The 16208-nt window shown below is 38.5% G+C and carries 15 protein-coding genes; 5 read left to right on the top strand and 10 right to left on the bottom strand.

Annotated features, from left to right (window positions below; all coding sequences use genetic code 11):
- Positions 1-237: 237 nt before the first annotated feature.
- Entirely contained in the window at positions 238-1674 is a 1437-nt protein-coding gene (locus tag ACMVDV_RS00655) for a sigma-54 dependent transcriptional regulator (RefSeq protein WP_416156847.1), read from the bottom strand.
- 163 nt (positions 1675-1837) lie between these two features.
- Positions 1838-2623 (bottom strand): flagellin, encoded by a 786-nt coding sequence (locus tag ACMVDV_RS00650; protein ID WP_416156846.1) that lies wholly within the window; start codon positions 2621-2623, stop codon positions 1838-1840.
- Between the two features lie 194 nt (positions 2624-2817).
- On the opposite strand from ACMVDV_RS00650, the gene pseB reads away from it, so the two are divergent.
- From pseB to ACMVDV_RS00625, 5 genes are all read left to right on the top strand, one after another.
- The gene (pseB, locus tag ACMVDV_RS00645) at positions 2818-3819 is read left to right on the top strand and encodes a UDP-N-acetylglucosamine 4,6-dehydratase (inverting) (RefSeq protein ID WP_416156845.1); all 1002 of its coding nucleotides are present in this window, start codon (positions 2818-2820) and stop codon (positions 3817-3819) included.
- A complete protein-coding gene (pseC, locus tag ACMVDV_RS00640; protein WP_416156844.1) occupies positions 3816-4979 on the top strand; it encodes a UDP-4-amino-4,6-dideoxy-N-acetyl-beta-L-altrosamine transaminase in 1164 nt (387 codons plus the stop codon). Before pseB ends, pseC begins: the two co-directional genes overlap by 4 nt.
- Positions 4976-5860, top strand: a complete 885-nt coding sequence (locus tag ACMVDV_RS00635; RefSeq protein WP_416156843.1) for an aldo/keto reductase — start codon at positions 4976-4978, stop codon at positions 5858-5860. Before pseC ends, ACMVDV_RS00635 begins: the two co-directional genes overlap by 4 nt.
- A 61-nt stretch (positions 5861-5921) precedes the next feature.
- Complete coding sequence (locus ACMVDV_RS00630) at positions 5922-7067, top strand: Gfo/Idh/MocA family protein (protein WP_416156842.1); 1146 nt, start codon at positions 5922-5924, stop codon at positions 7065-7067.
- A 7-nt stretch (positions 7068-7074) separates the two neighbouring features.
- A complete protein-coding gene (locus ACMVDV_RS00625; RefSeq protein WP_416156841.1) occupies positions 7075-8160 on the top strand; it encodes an FkbM family methyltransferase in 1086 nt (361 codons plus the stop codon).
- Positions 8161-8164: 4 nt separating this feature from the next.
- Here ACMVDV_RS00625 and ACMVDV_RS00620 read toward each other — a convergent pair whose 3' ends face one another.
- The 8 genes from ACMVDV_RS00620 to ACMVDV_RS00585 form a co-directional block, all read right to left on the bottom strand.
- Positions 8165-9229 (bottom strand): FkbM family methyltransferase, encoded by a 1065-nt coding sequence (locus ACMVDV_RS00620; RefSeq protein WP_416156840.1) that lies wholly within the window; start codon positions 9227-9229, stop codon positions 8165-8167.
- A 75-nt stretch (positions 9230-9304) separates the two neighbouring features.
- Entirely contained in the window at positions 9305-10810 is a 1506-nt protein-coding gene (locus ACMVDV_RS00615; RefSeq protein ID WP_416156839.1) for a class I adenylate-forming enzyme family protein, read from the bottom strand.
- Positions 10811-12376 carry a UDP-2,4-diacetamido-2,4,6-trideoxy-beta-L-altropyranose hydrolase gene (gene pseG, locus ACMVDV_RS00610; protein ID WP_416156838.1) on the bottom strand — a complete coding sequence of 522 codons (1566 nt, stop codon included), beginning with the start codon at positions 12374-12376 and terminating at the stop codon, positions 10811-10813.
- Positions 12363-12623: an acyl carrier protein gene (locus ACMVDV_RS00605; RefSeq protein WP_416156837.1), complete on the bottom strand. Its 261-nt coding sequence runs from the start codon at positions 12621-12623 to the stop codon at positions 12363-12365. The genes pseG and ACMVDV_RS00605 overlap by 14 nt, the downstream gene beginning before the upstream one ends.
- Positions 12620-13657, bottom strand: coding sequence for a pseudaminic acid synthase (pseI, locus tag ACMVDV_RS00600; RefSeq protein ID WP_416156836.1), 1038 nt, complete (start codon positions 13655-13657; stop codon positions 12620-12622). Before pseI ends, ACMVDV_RS00605 begins: the two co-directional genes overlap by 4 nt.
- Position 13658: 1 nt before the next feature.
- Positions 13659-14429 carry a cytidylyltransferase domain-containing protein gene (locus ACMVDV_RS00595; protein WP_416156835.1) on the bottom strand — a complete coding sequence of 257 codons (771 nt, stop codon included), beginning with the start codon at positions 14427-14429 and terminating at the stop codon, positions 13659-13661.
- A 2-nt stretch (positions 14430-14431) separates the two neighbouring features.
- Positions 14432-14920, bottom strand: coding sequence for a GNAT family N-acetyltransferase (locus ACMVDV_RS00590; RefSeq protein WP_416156834.1), 489 nt, complete (start codon positions 14918-14920; stop codon positions 14432-14434).
- A gap of 1 nt (position 14921) precedes the next feature.
- Positions 14922-16145, bottom strand: a complete 1224-nt coding sequence (locus ACMVDV_RS00585) for an aminotransferase class III-fold pyridoxal phosphate-dependent enzyme (RefSeq protein ID WP_416156833.1) — start codon at positions 16143-16145, stop codon at positions 14922-14924.
- Positions 16146-16208: the final 63 nt, after the last annotated feature.

Raw genomic sequence — 16208 nt, 5'->3', positions numbered from 1 at the left:
TTAGGGTATTCGAAGCTCATTGCTCGAAGTCCGTGGCATTTTTTTCTTCTCATTTACCCTCATTGTTTTCTCTTTGTGCAAAAAGTTTTTAGTGATTTATTCACTACAGCACACCCCGAATTAAAGATGGTGAGCGCGTCAGCAAGCTTAACGCCTATGGGTAATGACGAAGCCCATTCTAAAGGTGTAATCACCATCGTGCTTGGTTAATTTTTGCCTAAAACCTGTTCTTAGCTATTAATCTCGTGATAAGTTATATTTTTTCATTTTTTCAACTAAAGTAGTGCGACGTACACCTAAAATTTCCGCGGCACGCGCGACTACGTAATCATAACGCTCAAGCGCTTGGCTGATCAGACTGATCTCAAGTTCAGCCAAATAATCTTTTAGCTCGATACCTTCGTCGGGTAAAAGATCTGCCGATGGCTGAATTGCTTCAACTTCTGGCTCATCGTCATAATCACTAAAGCCGGTACTGAAAATATCGTTAAACGCATCACGTTCCAGCAGCTCTTCTGGGTATTCTGGTTCGTAAGCATCAACTTCAATATAACGGTATTTAGCAGGCAGATCGGGAATATCAACCACTTTATCTGGCAGCATGATCACCATACGCTCAACTAAGTTAGCTAACTCGCGAATATTACCCGGCCACGTATGCTCTTTAAGACTATCAATTGCGCGCTCGGTGAATTTAGCAGTAGTACCACTTTGCTCACTAATACGGCGCATTAACTCTTTTAATAATAGTGGGATATCATCGGCGCGCTCTGCAAGCGATGGGTTTTCAATCGGGAAAACGTTGAGCCGATAATATAAATCTTCGCGGAAACTGCCCTGCTCTATCATCTGTTCAAGATCACGGTGCGTGGCCGCAATTACCCTAACATCAGCTTGAATAGCCTTAGTACCGCCCACTCGCTCATAGCTGCGCTCTTGTAACACGCGTAATAACTTTACTTGCATTTGCAGCGGCATATCGCCAATTTCATCTAAAAACAGCGTGCCCCCTTGGGCAAGTTCAAAGCGGCCTTTGCGCGCTGAAATAGCACCGGTAAACGCGCCTTTTTCATGGCCAAACAACTCACTTTCTAATAGCTCCGCAGGGATTGCCCCACAGTTAACGGGCACAAATGGCCCAGTATTACGTTTTGAAAGTAAATGGACATTACGGGCCACCACCTCCTTACCAGTACCTGATTCGCCTAAAATTAATACATTGGCGTCCGTTTTCGCCACTTGTTCAATTAAAAAACGTACATCTTTAACCGCTTCAGTTTCACCCACTAAGCCATCAAAGGTTTTATGCGGTTTTGCGTGTTTATGCTCGTTAGGCAGCATACGTTGATATTGCTGGCAATCATGCAATAATTGAGTCGTTACATCATGGTTAAAAGGTTCACAGATAAGGCCAACTACATTGGCAATGCTCAACAGTGGTTTAAGGGTTTCACCAATTAATAGAAATGGTATTGTTGGATGGCGCTTGATCACGCTTTCATGATCTAAACTTTGCAATGCACCGAGGATCACCATACATGACTGCTTTTGATATTTTTCACATTCTTGTTCAAGGCTTGCATCATCAAGCAGTTGCGCGGCCTCACCAATAAAGGTAAGCGCAGCATGTAAACCAATCGCACGATTATTATTATTGTCTAAGATCAAGATCATTATTTAGCGAACCACAGTTACTACAAGCTATTAATAATTTAAATTGTAAGCGAGTTTGGGAGGGATGCAAGCACTAAGCGGCAGTTTTTTGACAACCATGCCAAAAAATAGACGCTTAGCTAATTGCAAGTAATACTTAAGAATTACTGCTGTATCATTAATGTTAAAGCAAGCCTAAAATAGATTCAGCAGATTGGTTGGCTTGTCCACGCAGTGCAATTGACGCTTGTGCTAAAATGTCATTTGATACCTGCTGTGAAACCGCCTGCGCATAGTCTGTATCTTGAATACGACTTTGACTCGCTGCGATATTTACTTGCTGAGTCCCCAAGCCTTTAATGGTACTTGCCAAAGTATTTTGAAAAGCTCCTAATTCAGCTCGTTGTGCATTAATTTCCTCGCTAGCCTGGCTACTAATATCAATTGCTGTTTGAGCACCTGCTTGAGTAGAAATATCAATTGTTGATATTACTGATGCAAAACTACCGTCCGAAGGAGTAATCGTTTGATTTGCATTCGCATCAGGGCCAACTTGAAACGACACCGACTGACCATCAAACATAGGCTTACCTGCAAAATTGGCATTTTCGAACGTCTCGGTAATTTGGCCTTGTAACTGCACCACTTCTTCTTGCAAAGCAGCACGGTCAGTATCATTTAATGCCCCATTCCCGGCTTGAATGGACAATTCTCGAATACGCGAAACAGCATCGTTGACACCCGATAAGTTTGATTCGGTCGCTTGCGAGTAAGAAATACCATCATAGGCATTATTCACCGCTTGACTATAACCGTTTTGCTGCGAAGTTAATCTATCGATTATTTGTAATGCTGCGGCATCATCCGCTGCAGAGTTTACTTTTTTACCCGTAGCAAGTTGCTCTGCAAGCTTGTTACTAGTTTGCTGTGTTTGGTTCAAAAAATTAGTTGCTGGTGATTGAATTTTCATAACAGGCTCCGACACGCTGATTGGTTAAATTGTAGCTTAGTTTGCCAAATTTTGCACTTTGTACCATGGTTAAACTAAATTAACTTGGCACCGAGCTTGCTAGTCACCTTGTTAATAGTTAAATTACTGAGAAATGTGTCAAAATTCTCACAATGCGTATTTAAGCGCCAATGATAAACAACTTGGGTAACACTATGTTCGATAACAAAACAATTTTAATTACCGGTGGTACCGGATCATTCGGTAAGAAATACGTAAAAACCTTGCTTGAACGATACAATCCTAAAAAGATTATTATTTTTTCACGTGATGAGCTAAAACAGTTTGAGATGCAGCAAGAGTTTGATCAACCCTGTATGCGTTACTTCATCGGTGATGTACGTGATAAGGACAGATTACGTAGAGCAATGCGTGGAGTAAATTACGTTATTCATGCAGCAGCTCTTAAGCAAGTTCCCGCAGCTGAATATAACCCGATGGAATGCATCAAAACTAATATCAATGGTGCTGAAAATGTTATTGATGCTGCCTTAGATAATAATGTTGAAAAAGTCATTGCGCTTTCTACTGATAAAGCAGCCAACCCAATTAATTTATATGGCGCTACTAAATTAGCATCCGATAAATTGTTCGTTGCCGCTAATAATATTGCCGGTGGTAATCGCACCACTTTCTCAGTTGTACGTTACGGCAATGTAGTTTGCTCGCGCGGTTCAGTAGTACCCATTTTTCAAAGATTCATTGATCAAGGCCGCGACCATATCCCTATCACCCATGAAGAAATGACCCGCTTTTGGATAAGCCTACAACAAGGTGTTGATTTCGTTTTAACTAACTTTGAGAGGATGTTAGGGGGAGAAATTTTTGTTCCCAAAATACCCTCAATTCGTATTACTGATTTAGCAACAGCAATGGCACCAAACCTGCCACAAAAAAATATCGGTATTCGCCCAGGCGAAAAATTACATGAGGTAATGTGCCCTGCAGACTTATGCTTTGAAACTTATGAATATCAAGATCACTTTTTAATCGCCCCTGGAATTAAGTTTAGTAGCCGCAGTAATGATTTCACTGTTAATGCGTTGGGTGAAAAAGGGAAAAAAGTAAAACAAGGTTTTGAATATAACTCTTTAAGCAACCCACACTATATGACTCTTGAAGAAATAAAAGACTTTAATGTGCAAGCACTACTATGACAAATAAAGTAATTCCTTACGGCAAGCAAAGTATTTCACAAGACGATATAGATGCCGTTATTGATGTATTAAAGTCTGACTGGCTTACACAAGGCCCTAAAGTACCCGCTTTTGAGCAAGCGATTGCTGATTACTGTGGTGTAAATTTTGCTTGTGCGACTAATAGCGCCACATCTGCTCTACATATCGCTTGCTTAGCGTTAGGCGTTGGGGAAAGTGATATTGTTTGGACTTCTCCAATCTCTTTTGTAGCCTCGGCAAACTGCGCCTTATATTGTGGTGCCAAAGTCGACTTTGTTGATATAGATCTAGATACAGGGAATATGTCACCTAGCGCATTAGAACAAAAATTAATTAGTGCAAAAAAAATAGACTCCCTCCCCAAGGTAGTTATCCCAGTTCATTTGGCAGGCCAATCATGCGATATGCAAGCCATTTATCAGCTCGCTACTAAGTATGATTTTAAAATTATCGAAGATGCCTCTCACGCCATTGGTGCTAAATATTTAGATAAACCAGTTGGAAATTGTGAATTTTCTGATATTTGCGTATTCAGCTTTCATCCTGTAAAAATCATTACGTCAGCTGAAGGTGGCATGGCTGTTACAAACAGCAAAAAGCTCGATAAAAAAATGAAACGCTTGCGTAGTCATGGCATAACTAATAACCCTAACGAAATGACTGAGTCAAGTCATGGGCCTTGGTATTATCAACAATTAGAGCTTGGTTTTAATTATAGAATGACTGAATTGCAAGCTGCACTGGGGCTGAGTCAGTTAAAGCAATTAGATAGCTTTGTAAGAACACGTAACGACATGGCGAAAAAATATAATCGTGCATTTGCAAACTCGAATATAGTGCACCTAACGCAGTCCAATTATTGCTACTCAAGTTATCATTTATATATTGTGCGTTTAACGCATAGTGGTATAGCAGAGCACAAATCAGTCATTACAAGTATGCGTGAACAGGAAATAATCGCTCACCTGCATTACATACCCATTCACTTACAACCCTACTATCAAGAATTGGGCTTTTCTGAAGGTGATTTTCCGAACGCTGAAACTTACTACAAACAGGCTGTAACAATTCCTCTGCATCCAACTATGACAGCGGACGAACAGCAATTTGTTATAAATACATTGATTGGTTTAGTATGAAGCTTGCTCTAGGTACCGTACAATTTGGATTAAGCTATGGTGTTAGCAACAAGTTAGGCCAGCCGAGTATTGAACACGCACATGCAATTTTAGATATTGCAAAAGACGCTGGCATTACTACCTTGGATACAGCCCTTGGTTACGGTGAGAGTCATCAGGTTTTGGCATCATACAGCTCAATTAATGAGAAGTTTAACTTAGTCACTAAGTTACCCCCTTTACAAAGTGAACAATTCTCTAAACAGGATGTAGAGAATTACATTGCATTGATTGACCAATGTTTTTTAGATTTTAATACCGACAAACTACATTCAATCTTATTTCACCAAGCTAATGATATTGAAAAGCAAGGTGTAATGCCTGTTCTAGAGTATTTACAAGAACTACAATTAGAAAATAAATTAAGTAATAAAGGTGTTTCTTTATATTCAGGAGCAGAGATAGAAAGCTTCACACATTTGAGTGAAATTAACCTTGTGCAAATACCATATAATGCATTTGATACCTACTTTAAAAACACTGGCACTCTTTCATTACTAAGTAAAAAGAAGACACAAGTGCACGCTAGATCTTGTTTTTTACAAGGCTTGTTATTAATGCCCATCAATGAGTTAGCCAGTTACTTTGAACCTTGGAAGCAGCATTTAATTTCGTTTCACCTATTAGCACAGCATCTTGGAGTTTCTGCACTAACACTAAGCCTTGCATATGCTCTAAAAGAAGATGGAATTGATAAAGTTGTTGTCGGTGTGAATACAGAGTCAGAGTTAGAGCAAATTTTAGAGGCCTATCAAAGCAGCATAGAAGTCCCTCACGAAATGCTCAAAGAAATGACAGTAAACGATCCAGGACTCACCAATCCAGCGAATTGGAAACTATAAATTAGTTTAGAAATACGATTGATTGCCGATAAATGGCTATGATCAAAAAAGGCAGATATATATGAATGACAACAATAAACAATTAAAACTTGCCTTTATTGGCGGAGGCAATAACTCAGCTGTAGGCTACGTTCACTTTGCCGCAAGCCAACTCGATAATAAATTTGCAGTCGTTGCAGGCGCTTTTTCTAGGGATCCTCAAGAGAATTCTGCAACAGCGCAAAGATGGGGGATCACCGCAAAGCATTTATACAATAATTGGGAAGAACTTGTCGAACAAGAGAAAGGACATGTTGATGCATTTGTTGTACTGACCCCAACTCCTCATCATATTGAAGTAATTACTAAACTTCTGAAAGAAAATTTACCCATTATTTGCGAAAAAGCGCTTGTTACTGGTCCAACTGAAGTAGCTGAAATAGAAGCCAGCTACGATAAGACAAAGCACTTTCTAGCCGTTACATACAACTATAGTGGCTATGCTATGGTAAGGGAGCTCAAACACCTAATAAAACAAGGAGCTTTAGGCACAATCCAAAAAATTCACCTTGAAATGCCTCAAGAAGGGTTCAGAAGACCACCTGATATTGCAGGCAAACCATCTATGCCACAAGCATGGCGATTAAAGGATTTTGAAGTACCCACTATTTGCTTGGATTTAGGTGTGCATTTACATCACCTTTCAACTTATCTGCTCGAGTTAGAGCCAACAGAAACAATCGCTCAATTCACCAATCATTCTCAATATCCAAATTTAATTGATGATGTAAATATGTTGCTTAATTACCCAAATAATATAAAGGGTAGTATGTGGATGTCAAAAACGGCTATCGGACACAGAAATGGACTGCAAATCCGCATATATGGCGATAAAGGTAGCGCTCGTTGGTTCCAGTTAAACCCTGATGAATTAGAGTTAAATTACAACGACGGTCGCAGAGAAATTCTAGATAGAGCTGGACAGTGTGAATATGCTAATCAGTTTAGATATAACCGCATGAAACCTGGACATCCGACTGGGTTCGTTGAAGCCTTTTCTAATTTATATACAGATATATATGAAGAGCTTTGCTGTTACTTAGCTGATACAGAAAAACAAAATGACTATGTATTTGGTCTAGAGCAAGCAAAAAACGGCTTAAACTTATTTAAAGCAGCGCAAGAGTCTGTCGAGTCAGCGCAATGGATAAAGCTTCAAAAAAGGTAATGAGATTATGAAAAATAACCTCCCTATAGCAATCTATGGTGCTGGCGGTAATGGGCAAAAGATTTACCATGCTCTATCAGAACATGGGATCAAAATTGAATTTTTTGTCGATTTATACACTGAACAAACTGAGTATCAAGGCTGCCCAATATACAAGCCTGACAATATTGCCAATAAAAATGTCATCATGCTTGTATCAGTATCTTGTACTAGTGAAGCTATAAAGCAGAGTTTAATCGAAATAGGTGTTCAAGAATGCCTAAATATGAATGAAATAATTAATAGCTACCCAAATGTACTAGAGCACTTTATTTCCAAAAACTATAGAAAAAAATTAATTGCTAGTACTGAGAATGACAAGGAGCAGCTAGCTTGGTTAAAAGAAAAACTAAGCGATGATGAAAGCAAAAAATGTCTAGATGATATTATTGCTTTTCGAAGCTCACCTTCAAGTGATAGTTATGTTGAAAATGACTGGCAAGTTCAATACTTCCCACCTTGGTTACTAAGCCTCCCGCTTTGGAAAAATGGCATTAATTTTATTGATTGCGGTTCATATATTGGAGATACGCTTGCCTGCGCAGCCCAGGTATTGAAAGATGCAAACATCCAGTTAAACACAATGCAATGCTTTGAACCTGATCCTAAAAACTTTCATTTATTAAACAAAACAGCAAAAGAGTTGGTATCTCAAGGTATTAAAACATACCTTTTCCCTTGCGGAGTATGGGAAGAAAATACCATACTTAGCTTCTCTGCAGACCTTTCGCAAGGCAAGTTTACTGACTTAGGGCAAGTATCAGATAACAATGAACTTTTACCTGTTATAGCATTGGATGATACCAGTATCGCCTCACAGGTGAATTTCATAAAGATGGATATCGAGGGCGCGGAGCCCCAAGCATTAAAAGGCGCAAAAGAGATCATAAAACATCAATCTCCCCTACTTGCGATTTCAGTCTATCATGAGCCCGCACACCTGTGGCAAATAGCTCAGCAAATTGAAAGTTATAACCCTAATTATGAGTATAAACTTCATTGTCATGGAGACTTTGGGTTGGAAATAATTTTATATGCCATTCCAGCAAACTAATCGCTTAAACAGCAAATAAAACTGTTTCACTATAGCCTTGAGTATAATGTCTCAAATAAAATTTATATTCAGGGCATAATTTCTTCAAATATTGCGGCACAGCAATAATATGTTCCGCACGGTGATATACACTTATCGCTAGTTTAGGCCTGCACTTAGCAATTGTTTCCGCCATACCGTGAAGCACATCTAGCTCAACGCCTTCCACATCCATTTTTACATATGTTGGTAAGACATTATTTTCACTGCAAAAAACATCTATGCTAACTTGTTGAACCGAAACAACTTCATCACTAACCTTATCACTAACGACTTTAGAAGATGTCCCTGATAAAGAAAAACACACTAATTTAGAGATCTCCCCAACAGCAACTGGAATTACATTTACTGATTCATTATTTTGATATTTTGCAGTTAGCATATCAGCTTGAGCTGGAATAGGCTCAAATAAATAAGTACTTGCAGTGGGGCAATTTCTTAATAAGCGCTCTGAATCACTACCATCAAATGCACCTAAATCAAAAAATACACTATTCTCCCCTAATGGAAGAATAAAAGGCTCAATATACATATTTGTTATATCAAACTTAAAGCCAGACATGTAGTTAAGATCATAGCTATTTCGAAAGCTTACTATAGCATCAAAAATCTTTATTGATTCGCTATCTTCAAACCAACTCTTGACCTCGATATACTTACCTGTATTGTTTTCCCAATGGCTGAGTGCTCCATCCCAAAAATCTATATTAGGGCACTTAAATCCAGAGTTTCTATAAAAATAAAAATAATCACAATAATTGAAATTATGTTTCTCTAGAAGTTTATTTACATCAATTGGTCTACTGTTAGTTACAGCACTAACAACGAGAGAATCTCGAGGAACATCATCTAGTTTAATGCAAGGTAAACCGGAAAAAAAATCTTCTGAGTAGAAATTATCAATAACAGCAATTAACTTAAGATTGTTCTCATTATGTATTTTAATCAACGCTGCAGCTTCTTCAGTTGCACCGAAAATATATCGAGAAACACCTTCTTTAAAATACACTTCAATGAACTCATCTTTCATTTTCACCACCACTAAATTTCTTTTTGTTAATAGTACTTAACGTGTTTGCTTACAAAGCCTATATCTTACTATTTATTAACTAAATTGTTCTTTGACTGATTGACGTAAAATTTTACCCAAACTACTTCTAGCTAAGATATCTATCCTCTGGAAAACCCTAGGCTGCTGATAATCTGTTAGTTGCTGCAAACAAAGTTTCTTTAATTCTGTTTCATCAAAACTATCTGTGTCTGTGGTATAAACCACTTTTATGATTTCACCAAACTGCTTATCAGGAATTGAAAAAGCGACACAATCTTCGATGTCAGGATGCATTTTTATAACAGCCTCGATATCTTGAGGGTAAACATTAATTCCCCCACTCGAGATAAGCTCTTTTTTACGTCCGACATAATATAAATAGCCTTGCTCATCGAGGTAGCCTAAATCACCCGTTTTGAAAAAGTCACCGAGATAATATGCTTCTCGGGTTTTTTCAGGTAATTTATGATAGCCGCTAAAGCCTGTTGTTGTTTTACAACAGATTTCACCAACTTCCTGAGCCGCTAACTGTTGCCCATGTTCACCTGTAACTTTCACATCCACAAATGGTAAAGATCTACCTACGCTACCGCTTAATCTGGGGTATTTTGATACTGCGAAATCAGTAACGACACCTACCTCAGAAGCGCCGTAGCATTCATGTAAACGGCAACTGAGTAAAGAGAGTAAGCTTTGTTTACTCTCTTTATCCAATACAGCTGAAGAGGATACTAAACAGCGCAATGAGCTCAAGTCATGCCCTTCAATACCATTTTGAATGAGGCTCACTAATTGAGATGAAACTGCAAACAAAAAACTCACTTTATGCTGTTCAATCGCTTGTAACCATAACCTTAGATTAAACTTTGGTAATACAACGGTTGTTGCACCTAGCATTAATGGCATTAATACGCCTCGCTGAGCTAGCGAGTGATACATAGGTGTAGCAACTAAAATAACGTCTTCGGGCGTTAAACCGTAGTAGTTTATTGTGGCATCGAACGCTCTATTTATTTTACAGATTTGACTCAAAACAATTGGCTTTGGTTGGCCTGTAGAGCCTGAAGTCATAGTTAAAATATAAGGTGCTTGCGTATCAATAGAGCCAGTAAAGAAGTATTCTGCCTCAGTTTGTTGAACTGAAAACCAATTTGCTTCACTAGCAACACTTTGGCCTAATGTTATTAAGTTTTCAGGCTCAATTAAATTATCAGTAAGAAGTAATTTACTAATAGTAGGCCAAGCAATGACCTTCGCAACAGGGGTTTTCTTGAGTGCTACCGTAAGGGCCAGACCTTTTAAACTAACAGGCAAAGGTACTGCAGCTAAACCTAATTTTGCTATTGCCAACAAAGACACAATAAACTCAATACCATTAGGCGCAAATAGCGCGATACGCTGGCCTTGAGTGACACCTTGTTTTAAGAAGTGACTAGTAAGTTTAAGAACTTGCTGATTTAAATCATCATAAGTTACTCTTTGCTGTTGATAAATAACAGCCACCTTAGTGGGGTTTTTAGCAACATTCGTAGCAAATAATTCGTAAATTCCTTTATTCACCTACTCACCCTTTCCTACAAAATTAAAAGCATCAATCGTGGCATTTGGAAATAAGTGTTGAGTGACTGCCATCTTTTTTGCATCCCCCTCAATTGATCTAAATCCAGCTCGCTGATTAAGTAAATTTACAAACTTATTATCTTTATTTATCACAGCCACCCAAATTGCATTTGGGTATGTCTGCCCTGTTTCTTTTAGTTGCCAATCTAATACTAGTTGAGCGTGAGCAAAATTGACATCGTCACTTGCTGCAAACCAACCACCTATTAAATAGCTTTGCTGTTCTATTTCATACAATTGATGCCAAACATATAGTAACGATTTCCCCTTTACTTCCATCACAAAAGAATCTCGACGATTAGCAAACCACCAGCAATAATGGTCAAGTTGGTCAATATTCTTTGTAATAGTCATACGCCAAGCATTGTTAGGTAAGTTTCTAGCTGCCAAATAGCGATTTATGTCCTTATCTACAACTCTTCTTAGCGTTATAGTGTCAGTAAAAAACTGACACTCATTATCAACTAAGTTGCTGTTAGGTTTTGTGACTTGGCTTGAATAGCTCTTAGAAGTAATTAATTTGGCTACCCGACTCGCTCCTTCACCATCAATACTTACAGCTACATTCTCACGCATTAGATTTATACGGTTTATATTCTGAAGTAACGTGAAAATTAGCTTTATAATTTGTTCTGGTGAATAGTCTAATAAATTAGCTATGTGGACATAGTGCCCCAAATCATCCAACGCTGCCTGTTGATTCTCTTGATTCTTAGCAATTGAAAAAGTTAATGCGGGGGTTTTAGTCGCTGCGAGCTCGTACAAGGATGTACCTAAAGCTCCAATAAACAAAGTACAGCTTTTATAGTACTTGGCTAAACAACGTGGAGATTCTATTAAACTTATTTGTGTATTAACTGAAGCTAACTGACGAAGTTGAGCAACTGATGATGCATTAGGTCCTATAATCACATTGACTTTAAACTCAGGTGCTGTTTCAAGAGCCAATTGGATGACTTTAGTTAGTTTCTCCCAGTCGCCACCGCCACCAAGTGAAAACATAATCTCTTTGTCTAAACGCGGAGTTTGCTCACAGTTTCGATAAGCCGGTGACAACATTGCAAAATCAGGACCGAGTAAAAATCGTTGTGACTCAGATGCATTACTTTTATACCGTGAGGAAGTCTTTTCACCGCTCCATTTACTGTCGATGACAAGCTCAGCAAAATGATCCCTCTCAAGATCGTCAATAGCAATAATTGATGGCACATGCTTTGCCATCTCTGACTCCCATTCACTATCAAAGCGATAGCTATCAATGAGTAGTTTATTGATCTTTAGTTGTTGAGTATTAAATAACTGAACACAATTATATGCATCTTCTACCTGTGTTTTTGCATCGGGTAATAAATGGATATTTCCAAGCTCTTCGGTTAGCTGTTCAGATAATTTTGTATCTATCAAAAAAACAACTTTTTCACCTAAACGTTGCAGTTCTATGGCGAGCCATTTACAACGCATAAAGTGGCCCAAGCCACATAATGTATCGACTCTAATTGCTATCATTTAATTTCATTAATGCTGTAGCCAAATTCCCTACTTTTGCATTATCACTATCGATCAGTAATTCAGGAGAAACAGATATACCATACTCAGTTTCTAAATTCATAATAAGGCTAAGTATCTCAAATGAATCTAAAGATCCAGCTGCAACGAAGTCATAATCAGCGATGTCTGCATCTTCAACAACCACCCCTCTTTCAAGTAAAAATTGCTGAATAAATTGAATTAAAGCTTGTTTCATATCATTCATTTAAGATCACTCCAAGACAATTGAGAGCCACAGCGTAGCTCTTTATTTACTGTTCTACCAATAAGGTTAGGAAGCTCTTTTGGCATGATTTCTCCACCACCAGGGCGCATTTGCCTTAAGTGTTCCGAAGTAAGTTGTTCTCCATCCTTAATATCTTTAATGATATAAACACAACGGCGAGCCTTTGAAGCAATCGATGGATAATCAACTTTGCCCAATGCTTTTTCAATTTGCCTCACACCATGGACTAGCGCTTGTAACTCGGTTGGAGTCATAGAAAAAAAGCTATCCGCAGTATTATCAGACTTATCTAATACAAAGTGCTTTTCAATCATACATGCCCCCATAGCGACAGAAGCAAGCGGTACATCATTCCCCAAAGTATGATCAGATAAGCCCACAGGGCACTCAAAGGCCTGTTGCATATGAGGTATTGTTCGTAAGTTAATTGTTTCTGCTGGTGCTGGGTAAGTACTTGTACACTTCATTAATGCAAGCTCTGTAACACCAGCATCTTCTGCAACTTTTACCGCTTCAGCGATTTCAACTAAAGTCGCCCCACCCGTCGACATAATGACTGGTTTACCAGTAGCTGCAACATCTCGAATTAATTGGTGATCAATCAATTCAGGTGAAGCAATCTTATAGGCAGGTGCATTTAATTGTTCTAATAAATCAACCGCCGACTTATCAAATGGTGATGAAAAGCAAGTAAGTCCAAGTTTTGCTGATAACTCAAATAATTCCGCATGAAAATCCCAAGGCATGAAAGCCGTCTTGTATAAATCATGTAAGTACTGACCTTGCCAAGGACCCGTGGCTTCAAAGTGTGGCAGTTTACAATCCATAGTTAACGTATCTGCGGTATAAGTTTGTAACTTAATCGCATCCGCTCCAGCCTCATGAGCAGCATGAACTAACTCTTTAGCTTTATTTAAGCATTGACCATGATTAGCTGACATTTCAGCGATGATATAGCATGGATGATCATGACCAACACATGTATCAGCTATTTTAAATTCTTTCTTAAACATATTATCCAACTTGAATTTGTTCTACCTGCTCATTGAGCTTAAGTATATCAGGATGAGCGCTTAGCATTTGTTTTAATTCACAAAACGTGAAGTCTGTACGATAATCAAACAAGCTATAAATGGCGTTAATCAACTCATAATCAGCAGGTTCGTCTAATGTTAAGCGCCAGTGACTTAAGTCATCTGAGTTTTTGTAATCAGCCACTCTCATATTTCTACAAATATATTGTGTCATATGCTCTTTTTCAAAATCTTCCGTAGCTAAACGATAGGCCGTTTCTAGCGCTTCAAAAGTGAACACTTCAGTATCAAAACCATTAGGGAACCCACAGTGAGGTCCAGCCGAGATATAGTCATACTCAGAACGCAAGCTGTAAAAATGGTCAATAACGCGTGCAGATTCAGTTAAATCAATTAATGGACAATCACTGGTACAACGAACGATGACTGTTTCAGGGAGGGCATTTACAGACTTTGCCGCAAGATAATAGCGACTTAAAACATTGTTAGTGTTACCTTCGACAAACTTAACACCAAGCCTTTTACACAATTCAGTGATGGGTCGTTGAGTTCCATCATCAGTTGTGGCAATAATGATTTTCTCTTTTAAGGGAGCTAACCTTTCAATCATTACCTCTAATACAGGCTTTGTTCCAAGTGGCAGCATAACCTTTTTAGGTAGGCGAGATGAAGTCATTCTAGCTTGAATTACAATATAGAAATCTTTGTTTAGAAGCTTCTCAACAAGCTGTTCCGTTAAAGTATTCGACAACTTTAAAACTCCCATAACATTGTAAGGCCACCGTCATCTCGGCCATCATTAACAACTTTAAAACCTATTTTATAATAAGCTGAAACTGCAGCAGTATTGGCAGAATCAACACCAAGCTGCATTTTACTGATACCTAACTGTTGTTTTGCATGACTTGCAAAGCACTCTATCACTTCTTTGGCAACGCCTTTCCCATGCCAAGATTTTTCGCCAATTAAAATACCCATTTCGACACAGTCTCGATTTTCTCCTTTGATAATAAACTTAATATTTCCAATATGTTTATCGTTATCAAGAGTAAATATGCCATAAAAATATACATTAGAATCTGAATGTTGCTCTTCTATGTACTTTTCTAAGCTATTTATCGATTTAGGCTTATTTAAAATGTATTGGCTTACCTCTGAATTTAACCAGTTTATATAATCCGAAGTTGCATCAGCAGCTTCGAGGTATCTTAACTGAAACCTATCTGAAGTCAGAAAGTTCATCTTAATTCAGCCTTTTAAAGCCCGATGTTGAAGGGATAACATGTACCAATAACTCAGGGTTTTCAATCGCATCGGCTATTGCTGAAAACGCATTATCAACAGCTTTTAGGTAAGCATCTACGTGCTGTTCTTTGTGCGCATACATACAGTAAAACATATTTGTCGCTAGCACACCTTGCTCTAACATCTTCTCGATAAAGTAAGACTTGAGAGTCAAAAAGTTTTCGTTTTTTAAACTAAAATGACAAAGAGCATCAATACCAGAGACATGAATTTCGAGACCATGCTTCTGTGCTAAGCTCTGCCAACCTGCCTTAATTTTTGCACCTATTGATGTCAGGTGCTCATGTACTTGATGTTTTTCGTAATAGTTAATAGTTGCTAATGCCGCTGTTGGTCCCACTCGCTCAGTCCACATAGTGCTCGATATAAAACTCGTTTGAGCTGCATCCATCCATTTAGACTTACCGATAACAGCAGCCATAGCATAACCATTAGCCATAGCCTTAGAGAAAACAGCAATGTCAGGGTTAATACCAAGCTTTAAATGCGAACCGCCACAGTTGATCCTAAAGCCCATAGATATTTCATCAATAATTAATGGAATATTTAATCGCGAAGCAATTGCTTCAACTTGTTGCCAGTACTCTTCAGATGGAGCAAAATTTCTCATTGGCTCCATCACGATCGCGGCCAGTTCATTACCATTTTCAGCTACTAACTTTTCTAAGGCTTCTATATCGTTAAAAGGAAATGGTAATGCTGTTCCAGCTAACGCTTTTGGAACACCTTTTGGTGAAAGGCCTGGAATTAAATGATCATTAAGATTACTGTTACTCGTCACATTGGCAGATAAGTACCAATCATGCCATCCATGATAACCACTAAAAGCGATTTTATCTTTACCGGTTGCCGCACGGGCAATACGAACAGCTACCGCCATCGCTTCGCCACCACATCTAGCATACCTTACTTGCTCAGCCCAAGAGTGAAGCTCCAGTAACTTATCAGCAAGCTCAACATCTTCAGGGCAATTTAAGCTAGAACTCACCCCATTACGAATAGATTTAATAACCTCATCATCAACTGCATCAACAGCGTAGCCTAGAATATTTGCCCCTATACCTGAAATAGACATATCAAGATATTCATTTCCGTCTAGGTCCCAGACTTTAGCACCTTTGGCTTTTGAAAAATAACCAGGCCATATGTTGGTACTAAACATGTCTGGCCTTTTAGAAAGCAATTGGGTTAAACCAGGTATAATAGATTTTGCATTTTGCTGTAA

This window comes from Pseudoalteromonas sp. ASV78, from assembly GCF_047806705.1.
GTDB classification, from domain to species: domain Bacteria; phylum Pseudomonadota; class Gammaproteobacteria; order Enterobacterales; family Alteromonadaceae; genus Pseudoalteromonas; species Pseudoalteromonas prydzensis_A.
This window is presented reverse-complemented; position numbering and strand designations above follow the sequence as displayed.